Source organism: Desulfobacula sp. (assembly GCF_021107415.1).
On record NZ_JAIOSW010000418.1, the window covers coordinates 20,099 to 37,114 of the forward strand.

Annotated in this window: 19 protein-coding genes and 1 pseudogene; 12 read left to right on the plus strand and 8 right to left on the minus strand. The window is 38.3% G+C overall.

Going from position 1 to position 17,016, the window contains the following annotated elements:
* Positions 1 to 49: 49 nt before the first annotated feature.
* The 7 genes from K8S13_RS21060 to K8S13_RS21090 all read right to left on the minus strand — a co-directional run bounded on the left by K8S13_RS21060 (position 50) and on the right by K8S13_RS21090 (position 6,711).
* The gene (locus K8S13_RS21060; RefSeq protein WP_291465690.1) at positions 50 to 706 is read right to left on the minus strand and encodes a response regulator transcription factor; all 657 of its coding nucleotides are present in this window, start codon (positions 704 to 706) and stop codon (positions 50 to 52) included.
* The gene (locus K8S13_RS21065) at positions 693 to 1,484 is read right to left on the minus strand and encodes a sensor histidine kinase (RefSeq protein ID WP_291465691.1); all 792 of its coding nucleotides are present in this window, start codon (positions 1,482 to 1,484) and stop codon (positions 693 to 695) included. Before K8S13_RS21065 ends, K8S13_RS21060 begins: the two co-directional genes overlap by 14 nt.
* 27 nt (positions 1,485 to 1,511) lie before the next feature.
* On the minus strand, positions 1,512 to 2,453 hold the full coding sequence (locus K8S13_RS21070) for an ROK family protein (protein WP_291465692.1): 942 nt from the start codon (positions 2,451 to 2,453) through the stop codon (positions 1,512 to 1,514).
* A gap of 3 nt (positions 2,454 to 2,456) precedes the next feature.
* Positions 2,457 to 3,572 carry an ABC transporter ATP-binding protein gene (locus K8S13_RS21075; protein ID WP_291465693.1) on the minus strand — a complete coding sequence of 372 codons (1,116 nt, stop codon included), beginning with the start codon at positions 3,570 to 3,572 and terminating at the stop codon, positions 2,457 to 2,459.
* A gap of 10 nt (positions 3,573 to 3,582) precedes the next feature.
* Positions 3,583 to 4,428, minus strand: a complete 846-nt coding sequence (locus tag K8S13_RS21080; RefSeq protein ID WP_367172797.1) for a carbohydrate ABC transporter permease — start codon at positions 4,426 to 4,428, stop codon at positions 3,583 to 3,585.
* Between the two features lie 37 nt (positions 4,429 to 4,465).
* Positions 4,466 to 5,377 carry a carbohydrate ABC transporter permease gene (locus tag K8S13_RS21085; protein ID WP_291465695.1) on the minus strand — a complete coding sequence of 304 codons (912 nt, stop codon included), beginning with the start codon at positions 5,375 to 5,377 and terminating at the stop codon, positions 4,466 to 4,468.
* 77 nt (positions 5,378 to 5,454) lie between these two features.
* Complete coding sequence (locus K8S13_RS21090) at positions 5,455 to 6,711, minus strand: ABC transporter substrate-binding protein (RefSeq protein ID WP_291465696.1); 1,257 nt, start codon at positions 6,709 to 6,711, stop codon at positions 5,455 to 5,457.
* A gap of 209 nt (positions 6,712 to 6,920) precedes the next feature.
* Here K8S13_RS21090 and K8S13_RS21095 point away from each other — a divergent pair, with 209 nt between their 5' ends.
* From K8S13_RS21095 to K8S13_RS21130, 8 genes are all read left to right on the plus strand, one after another.
* A complete protein-coding gene (locus K8S13_RS21095; protein WP_291465697.1) occupies positions 6,921 to 7,616 on the plus strand; it encodes a D-lyxose/D-mannose family sugar isomerase in 696 nt (231 codons plus the stop codon).
* On the plus strand, positions 7,595 to 8,482 hold the full coding sequence (locus K8S13_RS21100) for a PfkB family carbohydrate kinase (protein ID WP_291465698.1): 888 nt from the start codon (positions 7,595 to 7,597) through the stop codon (positions 8,480 to 8,482). Before K8S13_RS21095 ends, K8S13_RS21100 begins: the two co-directional genes overlap by 22 nt.
* A gap of 9 nt (positions 8,483 to 8,491) precedes the next feature.
* The gene (locus K8S13_RS21105; RefSeq protein ID WP_291465699.1) at positions 8,492 to 9,688 is read left to right on the plus strand and encodes an ROK family transcriptional regulator; all 1,197 of its coding nucleotides are present in this window, start codon (positions 8,492 to 8,494) and stop codon (positions 9,686 to 9,688) included.
* 51 nt (positions 9,689 to 9,739) lie between these two features.
* Complete coding sequence (locus K8S13_RS21110; protein WP_291465709.1) at positions 9,740 to 10,018, plus strand: cytochrome c3 family protein; 279 nt, start codon at positions 9,740 to 9,742, stop codon at positions 10,016 to 10,018.
* A 92-nt stretch (positions 10,019 to 10,110) separates the two neighbouring features.
* Complete coding sequence (locus K8S13_RS21115) at positions 10,111 to 10,497, plus strand: roadblock/LC7 domain-containing protein (protein ID WP_291465700.1); 387 nt, start codon at positions 10,111 to 10,113, stop codon at positions 10,495 to 10,497.
* Between the two features lie 61 nt (positions 10,498 to 10,558).
* Entirely contained in the window at positions 10,559 to 11,164 is a 606-nt protein-coding gene (locus K8S13_RS21120) for a GTPase domain-containing protein (RefSeq protein ID WP_291465701.1), read from the plus strand.
* Between the two features lie 10 nt (positions 11,165 to 11,174).
* Positions 11,175 to 12,767, plus strand: a complete 1,593-nt coding sequence (locus tag K8S13_RS21125) for a hypothetical protein (protein WP_291465702.1) — start codon at positions 11,175 to 11,177, stop codon at positions 12,765 to 12,767.
* 499 nt (positions 12,768 to 13,266) lie between these two features.
* A complete protein-coding gene (locus K8S13_RS21130) occupies positions 13,267 to 13,542 on the plus strand; it encodes a hypothetical protein (RefSeq protein ID WP_291465703.1) in 276 nt (91 codons plus the stop codon).
* Positions 13,543 to 13,549: 7 nt separating this feature from the next.
* On the opposite strand, the gene K8S13_RS21135 is transcribed toward K8S13_RS21130, so the two are convergent.
* The gene (locus K8S13_RS21135) at positions 13,550 to 14,776 is read right to left on the minus strand and encodes a DUF4388 domain-containing protein (RefSeq protein ID WP_291465704.1); all 1,227 of its coding nucleotides are present in this window, start codon (positions 14,774 to 14,776) and stop codon (positions 13,550 to 13,552) included.
* 259 nt (positions 14,777 to 15,035) lie between these two features.
* Here K8S13_RS21135 and rpsF point away from each other — a divergent pair, with 259 nt between their 5' ends.
* From rpsF to K8S13_RS21155, 4 genes and pseudogenes are all read left to right on the plus strand, one after another.
* Positions 15,036 to 15,506 carry a 30S ribosomal protein S6 gene (gene rpsF / locus K8S13_RS21140; RefSeq protein ID WP_291465705.1) on the plus strand — a complete coding sequence of 157 codons (471 nt, stop codon included), beginning with the start codon at positions 15,036 to 15,038 and terminating at the stop codon, positions 15,504 to 15,506.
* A gap of 22 nt (positions 15,507 to 15,528) precedes the next feature.
* Positions 15,529 to 15,798 (plus strand): 30S ribosomal protein S18, encoded by a 270-nt coding sequence (rpsR, locus tag K8S13_RS21145; RefSeq protein WP_291465706.1) that lies wholly within the window; start codon positions 15,529 to 15,531, stop codon positions 15,796 to 15,798.
* 18 nt (positions 15,799 to 15,816) lie between these two features.
* A complete protein-coding gene (locus K8S13_RS21150) occupies positions 15,817 to 16,767 on the plus strand; it encodes a DUF2232 domain-containing protein (protein WP_291465707.1) in 951 nt (316 codons plus the stop codon).
* A 63-nt stretch (positions 16,768 to 16,830) separates the two neighbouring features.
* A pseudogene (locus K8S13_RS21155) lies at positions 16,831 to 17,016 on the plus strand (50S ribosomal protein L9); the annotation flags it as partial.

Sequence of the window (17,016 nt, forward strand, 5' to 3'; positions counted from 1 at the left end):
TTCTTTAACTTTTGCCGGATTAAAAACAAGCTGAATGGAAAATTACCGGTTATAACAAAGAAGATGTCAATCCTTCTGCAATAGCAAACTTGGTCAGCTCGGCAATACTGTGAATATTCAGTTTGGTTTTTAAATTTGTCCGGTGGATATCGATAGTTTTGACACTGATATTTAATTTTTCTGCAATCTTCCTGCTTTTATGCCCTTCTGCAATCAATTGCAATACCTCCCGCTCTCTTTTCGACAATAATGAAAAGACTGAAACTGGGCTATCTGTTACAGGGACACAATCCTTATCTGTGATCAGGTGTTTTACCTCCTGGCAGAAAAAGTGTTTCCCTGACAAAACGGTTTGGATACATTTTACCAATTCTTTAAAGGAACACGATTTTAATATATATCCTGAAGCCCCGGCATTCATCATTCCAGTGACATAAATTTTTTCCATATGCATGGAAAGTGCAATAACTTTTATTTCAGGATTTTTAGCAAGAATTTGTTTTGTCGCTTCTATCCCGTTAAGATATGGCATACTGACATCCATGATAACCACATCCGGTCGGTGCAGGTTTGTAAGTTTAATGGCTGAATGGCCTGAATCCGCTTTCGCAACAACCTCAAAGCCTTTTTCCATTTCCAGGGAGTTGCATAGCCCGTGCTGTAAAATGCTATGATCATCTGCTATGATAATTTTAACTTTTTTCATATTCGTTATCTTTGCTTAAAGATACGGGTGCTGTCAAAACAATTATTGTTCCTTTTCCAGATTTTGAATCAACTTGAATTTTTCCCCCAAGATTTTCCATCCGCTCTGAAAGACTGTGTAATCCAAACCCAAACGAATCTGAGTCTTTTATCTTCTCTATATCAAAACCGGAACCTTGATCCTCAACCCTTACCATTATTGTTTCTTTGATTTTTGAAACTTCGATCCGGCCATTTTTAGAACCGGAGTGCTTTAGAATGTTGGTAATCAGTTCATTTACCGCTCTGTATAAAGTAACCTTAACCGCCTGATCCAGGTGAACCGGGTCTTCAATATTATTTATATAATGAAAATTACTGTGGTGCTTGGCATTTGTTTCCTCTATTAAAAAACCCAGTGCAATCTCAATATCAAAATCATCCAGTATTGGAGGGCTTAGTTGATAAATCAATGACCGGATTTCCCTGACAGACTGCTCAAGATATCCTTGAATTTCTAAAAGATCCCCTTTATTGATACTCTTATCAGATTCCCGGATATTTTTTAGTTTAGATATACTTATGGCAAGGGTTTGAGTGACACTGTCATGAAGATCGGATGCAATTGCCTTTCTTTCATTTTCCTCGTTATAGACAAGATGCTCATTCAACCTTTTAAGCTGGGCTGTTCTTTTTGCAATAGTTTTCTCCAGCTCATCCTTGATATTATTGAGGTCTTCATTACTCTTTTCAAGTTCAATGGTCCTTAATCTGATCCGATTTTTAAAAAAATTGACCATTGAGTCACCTGTCAATCACAATTGTCATCAGGTATTACACCCAAGCCAGGCCGCACCAAACACACCGGCAGAATCACCTAAAAAATTTTTAAGGATAGGGGTTCTCACCTCTTTATGGTAAGCATACTTTCTGACTCGTTCTATCCCAATTGTATAGAGTTCCGGAATATTGGAAAGCCCTCCTCCCAGGACAATGGCATCCGGATCTAATATTGAAATCAACCCCCCGACACTCTTACCAAAATCATCAAGAAATTGATCAAATATTTGTCTGCATTCTTTATCATTCTTTCTAGCCAGTTTCACGATTTTTTCTGCAGATAAATCTTGATTCATCTGCTTTTTATACGATCTGGCCATGCCTGTCCCGGTCAACTTGGTATCAATACATCCAATATTACCGCAAAAACACTTCTCTCCTTCAGGATCAATGGAAAAATGCCCCCATTCTCCGGCAATTCCATGATTCCCGCTGTGAAGTATTCCATTAATGCAAAGTCCACCGCCACATCCTGTACCCATAATAATACCAAATACTATTTTATACCCTTTTGCCGCACCACCAATGGCTTCTGCAAGCGTAAAACAATTGGCATCATTATCCATGTAAATTTCTTTTCCAATTTTTTTTTCAAGGTCCATCTTAAAATAATGGCCTGCAAGCCAGGTGGTATTTGCATTTTGGACAACCCCGGTTTTTTTATCTATTGTACCGGGAATCCCAACCCCAATGGTGTAATCATCTGTAGGAGAAACAACAGATAAAGCCTGACTTACAAGGGTATGGATGGTTTCAAGAACAGACGTGTAATTATTCTTTGTATCCACGGGAGTGGCCACCCGCTCCCTGAAAAGTTCTTTGCCTTTATTTGTCAAAAGAATAACTTCGGTTTTCGTACCACCAAGATCAATACCAACCTGATATTTTGGTTGATGACAGGTTTTAATTTCCGGTTTATTGCCTTTCATTTGCTAATAAACTCTTTTTTGAGTTTTGGGATCAAATAAGACTGCCTTTGAGACATCAAAGCCAAGTACCATACTTTCTCCGGGTAATTTAGCCTTATCCGGATGAATCCTACAGGTGGTTTTATGGTTATTAATCTGTGTAAAAATAAGTGTGTCCGGTCCTGTCGGCTCTGTGACCCGGACCTGGCATTTAAGTTTGAAAACCAAATGGTTTTCTGGTTCTATTGAAGAGAATGCACTGATCTGTTCAGGCCGGACCCCAAGGACAATAGACCTTCCCTTCCATTTTTCAGGAGAACTGCATAGACCTCGGACCGGAACAAAACATTTCTCATCATTATGGGCAAAAAGAAGTATTTTGAGTTCTCCATCATGCTCAATAATTTCACAAGGAATAAAATTCATTGAAGGCGATCCTATAAATCCTGCAACAAACATGGTGGCAGGATTTTCATAGATATCTCTGGGCATTCCAAACTGCTCAATAATCCCGTCTTTCATGATTGCAATGCGATCTGCCAAAGTCATTGCCTCGATCTGGTCATGCGTCACATAGACAATGGTTGTACCAACCTTTTGGTGCAGCAGTTTAATTTCCGATCGCATTTCAACCCTGAGCTTTGCATCCAGGTTGGACAAAGGTTCATCAAAAAGAAAAATAGAAGGCTCTCTTGCAAGCGCCCTTCCCATGGCAACTCTCTGCCTTTGCCCACCTGAAAGCTGGGCTGGTTTTCGGTCTAAAAGATCTTCAATCTGAAGCATTGAAGCAACTTTTGACACCTGTTTTTCTATCTCTGCTTTTGGTATTTTTCTTGTCTCAAGTCCAAATGATATGTTTTTTTTCACATTCATATTGGGATAGAGTGCATAGGACTGGAAAACCATTGCGATATCACGGTCTTTAGGAGCAATATGGGTCACATCCCTGTTCCCTATTTTAATTGTCCCCGAAGAAATGGTTTCAAGGCCTGCAATAAGGTTTAAAAGTGTTGATTTGCCGCATCCCGAAGGACCAACAAGTACAAGAAACTCACCATGGGCTATCTCAATTGATATATCTTTAAGAACTTCAACCCGGCCAAATTGCTTTTTTACATTTTCAATATTTAAAGATGCCATAAATAAATCTTTATCCTTTTACAGATCCGGCTGTAAGACCACGCAAAAAATATTTTCCGCCAACAATATATACAACCATGGTCGGCAGGGCTGCAATGATAGCTGCTGCCATATCCACATTATATTTTTTCACTCCGGTGGAAGTGTTTACAAGGTTGTTCAAAGCCACTGTAACCGGCTGGGTTTCTCCTGATGAAAAAACAACGCCAAAAAGAAAATCATTCCATATCTGTGTTGTCTGCCAGATAATGCATACAACAAAAATAGGGATTGAAACCGGCAGCATTATTTTAAAAAAAATCCTGAAAAATCCTGCACCATCAATTTTAGCCGCCTTGACCAGCTCCTGGGGTATTGTGACGTAAAAATTTCTGAAAAACAGGGTTGTAAAAGCAAGGCCGTAAATAATATGAACAAGTATCAGCCCCGGCAGAGTCTGGGCCAAACCCATCATGCCGAGCAACTTTGCCATGGGAAGAAGAATAATCTGAAAAGGGATAAAACAGCCCAGCAGCAGGATAGAAAAAAAGACTTCACTGCCCCAAAATTTCCATTTTGAAAATACATAGCCATTGGCAGCACCAATGATGGTTGATATGGAAACCGCAGGAACAGTTATCTTGACAGAATTCCAGAAATAACCCTTTATCCCGTTGCATGTAACGCCAATGCAGGCTGTATCCCAGGCTGATTTCCATGCATCAAGGGTAAATTCTCTGGGAAAAGATAAAAAATTTCCTGTTCTAATGTCATTCATGGTTTTTACAGATGTAAAAATCATTATAATCAGGGGGATTAAAAAATATATTGCTGTAATTATAAGGATTGCATATATCGCTGCCCTGAAAAAAAGCATTGCAGGTGTTTTTTGGTAACCGTTTATAAAATTTTCGTTATTCATTGCCCCGGCTCCTTAACTCAGAATAAAGGTAGGGTATGATAATGGCAAGCACAGCCCCGAACATTACCATTGAGCTTGCTGCACCCAAACCCAGCTGGCCCCTTGTGAATGCAAAAGAATACATAAAAGTTGCAGGAACATCTGAGGAATATCCGGGACCACCCCCGGTTAATGCCACAATAAGGTCAAAACTTTTTATGGCGATATGGGACAGGATCATCAGAGCACTGAAAAATACCGGCCTCAGGCTTGGTATGATTATTTTTATATATATTCTGGACAGACTTGCTCCGTCAATCTGGGCAGCTTTTATTATGGAATCATCAATTCCCCTCAAACCTGCAAGAAACAATGCCATGACAAAACCTGTGGACTGCCATACCCCGGCAATAACCACCGTGTAAATAGACATGTCTGAATTAACAAGCCAGTCAAAATGAAAACTTGAAAATCCCATATCATGCATAAGCCTTTCAACACCAAGGCTGGGATTTAAAATCCATTTCCATATAGTTCCCGTTACAATGAATGAAAGTGCCATGGGGTATAAAAAAATGGTTCTAAGCGTTCCTTCCATTCTGATTTTTTGATCCAGGAAGATGGCCAGCAGCAGTCCCAGAATGATACAGATGATAATGAAAAGAAAGCCGAATATGAAAAGATTTTTACTTGCAACCCACCATCGGTCATTTGCAAAAAGTTTTATATATTGAACAAGCCCTTCAAACTCATATCTTGGAAGCATGCGTGATTTAGTAAATGAAATCCAGGCTGTCCATAAAATAAAACTGTAAACAAAAACAATGGTACTCACAAAAGTTGGTGCAAGCACCAGCTTTGGAAGCAGTCTGTCAGACATGTAGGAAATTTGATTTCTAAGATTTCCTGAACCTTGAAATATCATATTGGGTATGATCTTTACATAACTATTTAAGGATGAAAACAGCAGGCATTAAAAAATGCCTGCTGTTTTGGAAACACCTATTTTGCTGCAGCTATTGCCGTAACAAATTTAGCAGCTGCTTTTTTGGCTGTCATATCGGAATTATAAAATTTTGTAACTACATCATAAATTGCACCCTGAACCGCCGGGAATACCGCCATGCCATGTGCCATGCTTGGCAAAAGTGTATTGTTTGCAGAAGTAGCTGCAAATTCATCCATTGATCTGAGGGCAATATCATCAAAGCTTGCTTTTGCAATACCGGATCTGACCGGGATAGAACCTTTGTTAACATTAAAAACCTCCTGGAATTTATTTCCAAGAATCAGTCTTGCCATTGCATTTTGAGCAGCCTTGGCCCCGCTGTCTTTTACATTGAACATGATAAAACTGTCTACATTGAAAAGATAGGTACCTGCGGATTCGGGAACCGGAATGGCAACATAATCCGATCCGGGATTTTTCCCTGCTGCAGTAAATTCACCTTTTGCCCAGTCACCCATGAACTGCATGGCAGCCTCACCTCTGATAACCATTGAGGTTGCCATGTTCCAGTCCCTGCCGGGCGCATTTTTATCTGTATATTTTTTTATCATTTTAAACGTTTCCAGGGCTTTAATCATTTCAGGGCTGTTTAATGCTTTGGGGTCTGTGTCCACAAGGGCTTTTTTATAAAAATCTGCGCCTGCCTGGCCAATGACGACAGATTCAAATACAGTTGCCTCCTGCCAGGCCTGTCCACCGAATGCAACCGGGATGAACCCTGCTTTTTGAATTTTTTGTGCTGCTATTTCAAATTCTGCCCAGGTTGTAGGAATTTTAGCCTTGGCTTTTATAAATATTGCAGGATTGCACCACATCCAGTTAATTTTATGAACATTAACCGGCACAGCAACATAATGGCCCTCATATTTCATGACATCAGTAACAACTGAAGGAACAAGCTTATCCCAGTTCTCTTTTTTTGCAACAGCATCAAGATTTGCAAGAAGTCCCTCCTGGGCCCACTCCTGAATTGCAGGACCTTTTACCTGTGCGGCTGTGGGAGGATTTCCCGCCATTGCACGGGTTTTTAACACTGTCATTGCATTTTCTCCGGCACCACCTGCAACAGCCATGTCTTTCCATGAATGTCCTTCTTTTTCCAGAAGGTCTTTTAATACGGCAACTGATTTTGCTTCACCACCTGATGTCCACCAGTGAAGAACTTCCACTTTTCCTGCAAACGCACTTGTTGAAAAAATGCCGACTAAAGTCAGTACTGCTGCTATTTTTGCTAACAATTTAAAATTCATCTGTCTCCTCCTTTAAAAAAATTTTACTAACAATTAATGATAATGCCAAGCATTTATCATTCTAAATAATATTTCATTTATAAACAGGTAAAATATAAATTACAAGAATTAATTTAATCAGTAAACAAAATAATATTTAAATTTATATTTTTTTATGATAACAATAAAAAAGGGAAGCCTGATTTGTTATAAACAATATAGGAATTTTCATGAAACGATCTAAAATCAACAAAGAAATTGAAACTGCAAAAAAACTGATTGAAAGCATTGGTTTCAAACTACCTCCCTTTGCATTCTGGACCCTAAAAGACTGGGCACAAAAAGGTCATGAGGTTGATGAAATCGTTGAAAACATGCTGGGCTGGGATGTAACGGATTACGGGTGCGGTCACTTTGACACGACAGGGCTTTTGTTGTTTACAATTCGAAACGGGAACAGCAGGAAAAAGGAGAAATATCCGAAAACCTATGCTGAGAAACTCATGGTCTGCAAAGAAAATCAGGTTGCTCCCATGCATTTTCACTGGAAAAAAAAAGAAGATATTATTAACCGGGGTGGTGGAAACCTTGTGATTGTTCTATTTCGGTCAACACTAGATGAAAAATTATCTAATGAATCCTTGTATGCATCTGTTGATGGTGTCCTCAAAGAATTTAAACCCGGCCAGGAAATCATACTAAAGCCGGGTGAAAGTATTTTTTTAGAACCCTTTATATATCATTCATTTTATACCCAAAAGGGCAGTGGCCCGGTTGTTATCGGCGAAGTTTCTCAAGTAAATGATGATGAAAATGATAATTGTTTTTTAGATTCCATTGGTCGTTTCCCCACCATTGAAGAGGATGAAAAACCCTTACACCTTTTATGCACTGAATATACTAAATGGATAAATATACACTCATAGGCATTGGAGAAATCCTGTGGGACGAATTCCCGGGATCAAAAAAATTGGGCGGAGCTCCGGCCAATTTTGCTTTTCATGCCAACCAACTTGGTGCCAGGGGAATGATCATCAGCCGTGTTGGAGATGATCTGCCGGGAAACAAAATTAAGGCCGAACTCAATAAGAAAGAGGTACCCTATTTATTATCAGTCGATCCAGACCACCCCACAGGCAGGGTCAGTGTTAAAACAGATAAAAAAGGAATGCCCGAATATATCATCCATGAAAATTCATCCTGGGATTTTTTATCTTTTGACCCGCATTTTAGTGAGATAGCAAGGACAGCCGATGCTGTCTGTTTTGGAACCCTGGCTCAACGGAATCCAGTATCGGGCCAAACCATAAAAAATTTTATCAGGGCAACAAAAAAAACCTGCCTGAAAATCCTTGATATCAATTTAAGACAAAATTACTATTCCAAAAAAATCTTATCAGACCTGCTTAATTTAGCAGATATTTTAAAACTCAACCACGATGAATTAAATATTATCACCCAAATGTTTTTAACCGAAGAAGAAGAGACCGCATGCCTTGAGGAATTAATTTCAATGTTTTATCTTGAAATGGTTGTTTTAACCAAAGGAAAACATGGAAGCCGTATTTTCGCAGACAAATATCATGATTCAATATATAAATCGAAACCTGTTGAAATGATTGACAGTGTGGGTGCTGGAGATTCTTTTTCAGCCGTTGTTGCCCTTGGGCTTTTAAATGGATTCGGCCTGGAAAAAATAAATAAAACAGCAAGTTCGGTTGCATCTTATGTCTGTACAAAAAAAGGTGCGACCCCTGTTATCCCAAAAAAAATAATTCACTCAATGAATTAAAAGGAAATTATGGCTGTTGCAGATCGGGATTTAATAAAAGAGATAAACCAGTTTAATATTCTAAATACAATAAGAGGGAAAAAATCAATTTCCCGTATTGAACTGGCTCAAATAACCGGGCAAAGCCGCGCTTCCGTAACCAATATTACTGCAAGACTTATTGAAAACAACCTGATTTATGAAAAAGAGATAAAAGATTCCAACCAGCGTGGACGAAAAAGAGTTATGCTGGCGCTTAATGCTGATGCAGCATATGTTGTGGGGATTAAGGTTTCAGCTTTCATGATCTCCTGTGCCGTGACAGACATGCAGGCCGACATTCGCAGTTCAGTAGATCTGCCTGTCCGTACCAGTAATAAACCAGTGGAATTTATTGCAGATCTTATTGAAGAAGGTGTCTCCTATTGTATTTCACAGGCCGGGCTGACACCCTCCATGATATCCGGGATCGGCACCGGTATTCCCGGGTTGATTGATCGAAAAAAAGGAATTAATCACTGGACCCTGTTTTATCAGAAAGACAATGTCCCTTTAAGGGAACTCATACAGGAACGGTTTGACATCCCGGTATGGGTGGAAAATGATGCCAATACTGTAACCCTTGCCCATCAATGGTTTGGCCACGGCAGAGGTATTGATAATTTTCTTGTTGTAACCATTGAGGATGGTGTGGGAATGGGAATTGTTGTTAATGGCCAGCTCTACACCGGAGAAAAAGGCATGGCTGCAGAATTCGGGCATGTTGTTGTAAAACCTGGGGGCAATCCATGTCGATGCGGAAAAAAAGGATGTCTCGAAGCCTATGTCAGCAATTTTTCTATTATTAGCCAGGCAGCAGATATTTTAAAACAGGATCGAACCCTTTTAAAGTATGAACAGGTAATTGATGCTGCTAATAAAGGAAATTTGAAAATTAAAAAAATTTTCAACCATGCCGGAGAAATACTGGGTACCGGCATTTCAGGACTTATACAAATTTTTAGCCCCAAAAGAATCATTTTTTCCGGACGAGGTGTTGAATCCAAAGATCTTTTATTTGAACCCATGAGAAAACGACTAAAATCTCTTACCAATAAAGATGTTTTTCAAAACTGTGAGATTGTTATCCAGAAATTTTGTGATACAGACTGGGCAAGAGGCGCTGCAAGCCTTGCACTGCAAGAATTATACAAATCCCCTTTAGATAGAATCGTTCCGAAAATCTGATCAATACAAAAAAAATTGCATTTATAAAATTATTTTTGAACAAATAAATATATTTGGTGTCAAGTATCCTGTGGTGACTGCCACCATGATAAAAATAACAAGCCCCTTGACTTAAAAATTGGGGATAATGTCCAACAATGTATTGAATGTCATACAAAACTGAAAAAAGATAAAAAGAATAAAAAAGATATCATGGTGCTTGAAAACGCCATGCATGGCAATTGTATTTCTTGTCATAAAAAAATCAATAAAAAGGCAGGGGATAAAAAAGGCCTGAAAGGCCCTGCCCCTGCCAGTTGCGGAAAGTGTCATATAGCAGTAAAAAAATAGTGGTCTGGTTTTGAACCGGGCAAAAACAAACGTAAAAAAAAATAAATGCTTATATTATTGCACAATTATGCGTTTTGCGTTAACATTCTGTCATGTTTAATCAAAACCAACTAGATGCCATTGATAATGTGATTCACGCCAACCTGATATCGGCTGGACTTGATAACGTCATTTTTATGGATATGGCCGGCAATACCATTGCAAAGCATGATAATGGGAAAAGCCATCTGGACTCTACAGCCTTTGCCGCTCTTGCTGCCGGTAATTTCGCAGCAGTTGATGCAATGGCAAAACTTGTGGGTGAATCTGAATTTTCGTTACTCTTTCATAAAGGTAAAAAATCAAGTATTCATTTCAGCAAGGTTGATGATGAAACACTTTTAATTACAATGTTCAACCAAGATATTTCATTAGGGCTGGTAAGATTAAAAGTGTCTGAAACCATCAAGGAAATCAATAAAATATTGTCCAATGACTGATCATAGTTAGAACGTGATAAAATCATTTTACCATGTTTAGTTTTGTTTAAGGGGGTTGGACTTGGCGCTCATCAATATAAAAACCAAAGAAGTTCAGATCAAAATCGTTTATTATGGTCCGGGTCGAGGTGGAAAGACAACAAACCTTGAATATATTAATACAAAATACAGGGATCAGATAAAGACTGAAATGGTCAGTTTAAAAACCCAGGATGATCGAACCCTGTTTTTTGATTTTTTACCTTTTGATGTCGGTCAAATCAAAGGATTTGATATTACCATTCAATTATATACCGTTCCCGGACAGGTGAAATATAATGCCACCAGGAGGCTTGTATTGCGCGGTGTTGATGGTATAGTATTTGTCGCTGATGTTCAAAAAGAACAGCGAAAAAAGAATATTGAATCTTTAAATCAATTATATGAAAATATTGAGACCTACAATCTTGATCTGTTTAACATGCCTCTTGTCATGCAATATAACAAAATAGATCTTAAACAATCCGATATCCCGATTCTGCCTTCCCAAACCTTGCAAAAAGATCTGAACGGCCTTTTGCGAGCGCCTGCGTTTGAAGCCAGTGCTTTAAACGGCGGCAATGTTATCCCCACTTTGAAAAAAATCATATCAATGACATTGGCATCAATCCAAGATCAACTTTTTTAAGGAGGTTTTTTTGAATTCTTTAACTGAACTAAAAAAGATCATACAGGCCCTGAATGAAAACATTACAGATGATGATATTAATGCTTTTAAAAATGAGATTTCTCTGCTTGGACAACAAAATGAAGGAAATCAGCCCATAACATCTTTTTTAAAAATGATGCAATCTTTAGGCAAATATCTGGGCGCAAGAAAAAACAATGCCCATGCAGATTCGATCCCGGCCTTAAATTCCATTGCAGAGCAGCTTGAAAAAATCATCAACGACCCTGATCTTAAAAAAAATGAAATCCACGGGATCCTTTCCAAAGAAATTAAAAACTACAAATCCTTAAAAAACAAAATTGCTTCTAAACCTGACATCTCCGATGATGATATAAATGATCTTAAATCAGTGATTCTTGCTATTGACTGGGAAGTCTCCCATACCACCCTTCAAAGTTTTGAAGCCGTTACCACAAATTTGCTGTTAAAATTCAAAAATTATAAAATCCATCATACCTTTTTAAAAATTATTCACAGTACAGGGCGATATATTGGCAAACAAAAAGCAAATGCCCACACGGATTCCATATCTTTTTTACGGTCTGTTTTCAAAAACTTTGAACAGCTTGTCCAAGCACCTGACATGACCTTTAGGGATAAAAAACAGATTCTGGAAACTGATATCAACCGATTTCATGAATTTAAACAAAAAATTGACCAAAAAAAAGAAAGGACTCACTTACCAGCCGATACATCCGAAGATGAATCCATTCAACCCGCCCTTTCTCATATTAAACAAACAGGCACGCATGCAGCAGATGACCTTGTGCCTTTAACACCACTTACCCAAGCTGATCCTGAAACAATAGCACCCTCATTGGCAAATAAGAAAAAATCACCACCAGGTCCAATGGATGTTATGGATGACCTGTTCAGTATAAAAGAGTCCCCGGCTGATGAATTGCTGGATGCCATTCATCTACAGGATGTTCATGGCCCAAACCATAATCCAGCCCTGAATATGCTTGACCAGACAGAAGATTTCCAATCCGATGGAGTTAAAAATTTCACACCCAAGCGACTGGATAATGAGCCCATACCGGAAATCGGAAGCCGGCTGGATGAATTTTTTAACCTCGATATCCCAGGGGATAGTCCCGCCCAAACAGTTGACAGGGATGAGCAGGCGGCTGAAATACGCACTATAGCAGATGATAGTCCGACAAACGGTATAGTACCGTTTCAGGATAAAGATGAATCTGTTGAAGAAAGCTTGCATAAAAGTGATGATAATGATCCATTGCCTCAAGATCCTGGTGCTGCCATATTAGGCCGGTTGCAATCCACCATTGAAACCTCGGAATGGCTTCAGTATAAATCATCCTTGTTATCAATCAACGAAGACATTTCTTACCTTGAAAAACGCTGGCAAAATGATCCCGAAAAAACTTGCCTGCTTCAGATCATTTCCTCTGTTACCAATATGTTGCAAAACCAACCCAAAAACATTCAACAAAAAATTGAGGCTAAAATCAATAAAGCATACAAAGGCATGTCAGATACCACCCCGGAGAAACCTTCGGGATTTTGGGGAAAAATTAAAAAAATGTTCACCTCTTAAAATCGAAATAAAATGATTTTTTTTTGTGAAGATTGTGGAGAAAAAAATCTTTTGGGGCCAGAACAGTATAGAAATGGGAAAGCTGTGTTCAGGTGCAGCTCATGCCATTACCTGAATTCATACATTTTCCGGGCACCTCCCAAAAAAACCAACCTCCTTTTAAAAAAATTTATGCAGATTTCCAAAGTACCCGGAGTAGATCAATATATTCTTGTTGATAAAAAGGGAAAAATCACAGCCCATGACATAAAAGACTCTGAAAGGACAGCTGATATGGTTTTTTCCTGTGGTCAAAATTCATTCAGTATTAATAAAAGTAAATCTCAATACTTAATTTTTCCCAGAAAAAACCAAAAAAATATTTTTATTTTTCCTGTTGGCAATTATTATCTAGGAGTGGTAAAATCAAAAATTATGAATGATTTAGCTCTGGCAGACAATATAATAAAATTTCTAAAAGATCTTGATAAAGAAAGGTCTCAATAAGAGGGGAATATTCATGACAGCACAAACAATTATTCTGATTTTCACTTTGGTAATATATCTCATTATTATATTTGTTTTTAATAAAGCCAGGATTAAGTATGCCGGCGGAAAAGTCGGAAAGGTAATCAACCTGATCCTGGTAACAGTCTGTCTTTTATTTATTGCCGATTATGTGATCATTTTTGATAATATAGTGGATGCAGATGTCCTTGAAACTATCAAGGCATTGTTCAGAACAGCTGCGCTTGCTTTTTTGGCCTATGGCGGAGCAAAAGTGGCAGACTCATAAACGCTTTTCAGGAAAACAAGGAAAAAATACTGCCTTTGGATCTGCCTTTTTTATCCATTTTAGATTCTGAATGAACTTTTATAATGACATTTTTCATGTCATTGACGATTTTATTCTTTTCTTTAGATCCGGCTTGATATTTTTTCACATACCCCAATACTTTTTCGATACTCGCAAGGATTTTGATCAAAGGATGTGACCCCAGGAGTTCTCCAACCGTTTGTAATACCCGGGTACAATATTGTGCAAATCCTGTGATTAAGAATTCCTTGGGGTCTTCAATATACTCCATTTGCTCTAGAACACTGGTAATGGATTGAAGGTTTGAATTTTTGTGGTTGTCAGGGTGATAATCTCTAAACATATCTTTAAATTCAATGGCAAGGCCTGTTTTGCTTTCTTCAAACAGAGAATAGCTTCTATCCCCGAGTTCCTCATCAATATTTTTTTTTATAGATTGCAGTATGTCAGTAAAAACGGTCAGAATAGCTGAATAATCATTTTCCTCTCCCTGATCATCCAGTTGAATTTCTTCTTTTTGCTCAATCAAACCAGAGGAGACCACGGAGAAAAAAATTTTATAGACTGCAAACTCATCATATCCACTTTGCGTAATGATTTGCCGGACAGTACGGGTACCGTCAATCAGAGAAAGAATCCGCCATTCATTTGCATTGAGTTTGATTTCATCCTTGCTTTGGACCTTTCCCGACATTTTAAAGACCAGTTTATCACTGGGGATAGATTTTTTAAGAACAGATAATTCATCAATCCGCCTGGAGGCTTCAAGGATCAGCTTCATAGGGTTCAACTGGGTTACGATCATGCCCGTTAAATTTAATTTGGCATCTTTATATTCAAACCTGCCTTGTTTCCAGAAAAGAAGATTATATAAAATGGTTTCAACCTGCTTGGTATTATACTTTTTCAAAGTATCAAGAGAAATATATCCTTTATCCACCAGGATTTTACCCAGGTGCATTTTTTCTTCCTTGGCATGGGCGAGACATTTTTGAAGCTGCTGGACTGAAATAACGCCATCATTTCGCATAAGAAACCCCAGCCTTGCCTCCTTCAAAGAGGCAGATGCATAGATAATGGTTCCCTGTTCAAAAAACACCCGGCTTTCCTCGGCATCACGGGTGACAGTAAGCACCCCTGTTTTCTGATCATTGCACAATAACTGAAGGATGCTTGCCAGATTTAATCCTTCAAAATCACCTTGAAGATTCATAATGTCCTTTGTTATCATTCATCATCTTTGTTCAAGCCCTAAAGTTATCCAAACCTTTTAAAAGGCTATCAGTCTGAATAGTATGCCATAATATTTTGGCTAATACAATATTATCTTAATCCAGATAAATATTGACCCAAACCAGTTTTAATGATATACAAAATAGTTTTTATGCAACACTTGAAAGGCAGGTGTTGTTTTTTTGTATTAATCCTTGCTCTGACTGATTGTCAGGGCTTTATATCCGTAAGGAGAAAAAATGAGGAAGTATGAAACTGTTTTTATTTCTGACCCTGATCTTAAAGATCAAGCTCGTTTAGACCTGTTTGATAAAGTCAGAAATATCATTGCCAAAGAAAATGGTATTCTTTTAGATTTTGATGAATGGGGCAACAAAAAGCTTGCCTATGAAATCAAGAAAAAATTACGTGGTCATTATGTATGTGTCACTTATGGCGGAACCGGCGAACTTATAAAAGAACTTGAGAGAAACTTTCGCCTGAGTGATGAAGTACTCAAATTCATGACACTCCTTCTTTCCGATAATGTAACGGTGGAACAACTTGAAAAAGAAGTCCGGGAGACCCAGGAAGCCCAAAACGAATCCGAACAGGTTGAATCTGAACAGGTAGATGAGACAGATAAAAAAGCTGTTGAGGAAGAGACTGTTGAGGAAGCTGCTTCCAAGGAAGGTGAAAAAGTTGAAGAAACCAAGGAAAAAACGGAATAATTAAGACTGGAGGATAATGACAATGTATGATAACCGTAGAACGCAAAGAGGTGGCGGCGGTAAAAATAAATTTTATCAACGCCGTAAAATATGCAGATTCTGTGTGGACAATGATCTTGAAATAAACTACAAAATGCCCAAAGCACTCAGACAATTCATTACAGAACGCGGAAAAATAATTCCCAGAAGAATCACAGGTACCTGCGCCAAACATCAGCGTCAGCTCACTGTTGCCATCAAGCAATCTCGCCAGATAGCGCTGCTGCCGTTTGTTGGCAGGCCCATGTATTAAACGGCAGGACGAATGCAGGTGACTGGTACTCTAATACAACCCACAGCAATTAAGGATATTTTAACCGGCATCCTTTTATGTATGCTGATCATTGCCGTCATGTATATTGTTCCATTGATCGGTATCGTGGCCTGGATGTTCCTTCCTTTGCCCGTTCTGTTTTACAGGCTTAAGACAGGAAGAAACGGCAGCGGTATCATCATGGTGGTAAGCCTGGCCGTGTTAATCGTATTTACCCGTAACTTTGCATTTAATACACTCTACTTTGGTTCCTTATTGATGACAGGTTTTTTCCTTGGTGAATTTATAGAAAAACACTTGAGTATTGAAAAAATCATGCTATACACAGGCGTTGCAGTTCTTGGGTCCTGTGTGGCTGTTTTGCTTATTTATTCTTTAACTCACCCCCAGGGAATTGAACAAATAATTTCAAATTATATATCCAGGTATCAAGCCTTGTCATCCGGACTTTTTTCAGAATCAGCTCAACTGTATCCGGAAATGAAAGTTGACCGGCAAATGCTTGAAAAAGCAAGTTCATTGTTTGTTATTATTTTTCCGGGAATATTTATCAATTCATACCTTACCATGGTATGGCTCAACATTTTATTGATAAAAAAAATATTATTGAAAAAAGGAATCATTATTAAAAGTATTGAAAATTTAAATCAATGGAAAGCACCCGATTATTTAGTGTTTGGTGTCATTGCTTTGTCCCTTTTAATATTTTTACCCGTAGATGTGTTGAAATATATTGCTGTAAACTGCTTGATCATTTTAATGTTTGTATATTTTTTCCAGGGAATTGCAGTGGTATCATTTTTTTTTCAAAAAAAGAGTGTCCCTTTTGCATTAAGATCTTTTTTTTATATCTTAATTGCCATTCAACCTTTTTTTATGTTCCTTGTCATCGGATTCGGATTATTTGACACCTGGATTAATTTTAGAAAACTTGATACTGCTACATGATAAAAAAATAAACTAAAAGTCAGCTTTATTTAAGAAATGGGCTGAATCTTTTTGGAGGTTTAAATGAAAATTATATTAAAAGAAACCATTGACACGCTGGGTATTGCAGGAAGTGAGTGTTCTGTGGCTGAAGGGTATGGCCGCAATTATCTTCTGCCCCAGGGGAAAGCTATTCTTGCTACACCCCAGAACAGAAAGGTCATGGAACAGGCAAAAGCAAAGCTTGAACTTCAGATTGCCAAAGAAAGA

Excerpts from the sequence above, each read along its gene's own strand:
- K8S13_RS21130 (WP_291465703.1), top strand. The coding sequence starts at position 13,267 with ATGACAGCACAAACAATTATTCTGATTTTCACTTTGGTAATATATCTC.
- K8S13_RS21100 (WP_291465698.1), top strand. The coding sequence starts at position 7,595 with ATGGATAAATATACACTCATAGGCATTGGAGAAATCCTGTGGGACGAA.
- K8S13_RS21085 (WP_291465695.1), bottom strand. The coding sequence starts at position 5,377 with ATGATATTTCAAGGTTCAGGAAATCTTAGAAATCAAATTTCCTACATG.
- K8S13_RS21135 (WP_291465704.1), bottom strand. The coding sequence starts at position 14,776 with ATGAATCTTCAAGGTGATTTTGAAGGATTAAATCTGGCAAGCATCCTT.
- K8S13_RS21075 (WP_291465693.1), bottom strand. The coding sequence starts at position 3,572 with ATGGCATCTTTAAATATTGAAAATGTAAAAAAGCAATTTGGCCGGGTT.
- K8S13_RS21090 (WP_291465696.1), bottom strand. The coding sequence starts at position 6,711 with ATGAATTTTAAATTGTTAGCAAAAATAGCAGCAGTACTGACTTTAGTC.
- rpsF (WP_291465705.1), top strand. The coding sequence starts at position 15,036 with ATGAGGAAGTATGAAACTGTTTTTATTTCTGACCCTGATCTTAAAGAT.
- K8S13_RS21105 (WP_291465699.1), top strand. The coding sequence starts at position 8,492 with ATGGCTGTTGCAGATCGGGATTTAATAAAAGAGATAAACCAGTTTAAT.
- K8S13_RS21065 (WP_291465691.1), bottom strand. The coding sequence starts at position 1,484 with ATGGTCAATTTTTTTAAAAATCGGATCAGATTAAGGACCATTGAACTT.
- K8S13_RS21080 (WP_367172797.1), bottom strand. The coding sequence starts at position 4,428 with ATGCTTTTTTTCAGGGCAGCGATATATGCAATCCTTATAATTACAGCA.
- K8S13_RS21095 (WP_291465697.1), top strand. The coding sequence starts at position 6,921 with ATGAAACGATCTAAAATCAACAAAGAAATTGAAACTGCAAAAAAACTG.
- rpsR (WP_291465706.1), top strand. The coding sequence starts at position 15,529 with ATGTATGATAACCGTAGAACGCAAAGAGGTGGCGGCGGTAAAAATAAA.
- K8S13_RS21115 (WP_291465700.1), top strand. The coding sequence starts at position 10,111 with ATGTTTAATCAAAACCAACTAGATGCCATTGATAATGTGATTCACGCC.
- K8S13_RS21060 (WP_291465690.1), bottom strand. The coding sequence starts at position 706 with ATGAAAAAAGTTAAAATTATCATAGCAGATGATCATAGCATTTTACAG.
- K8S13_RS21070 (WP_291465692.1), bottom strand. The coding sequence starts at position 2,453 with ATGAAAGGCAATAAACCGGAAATTAAAACCTGTCATCAACCAAAATAT.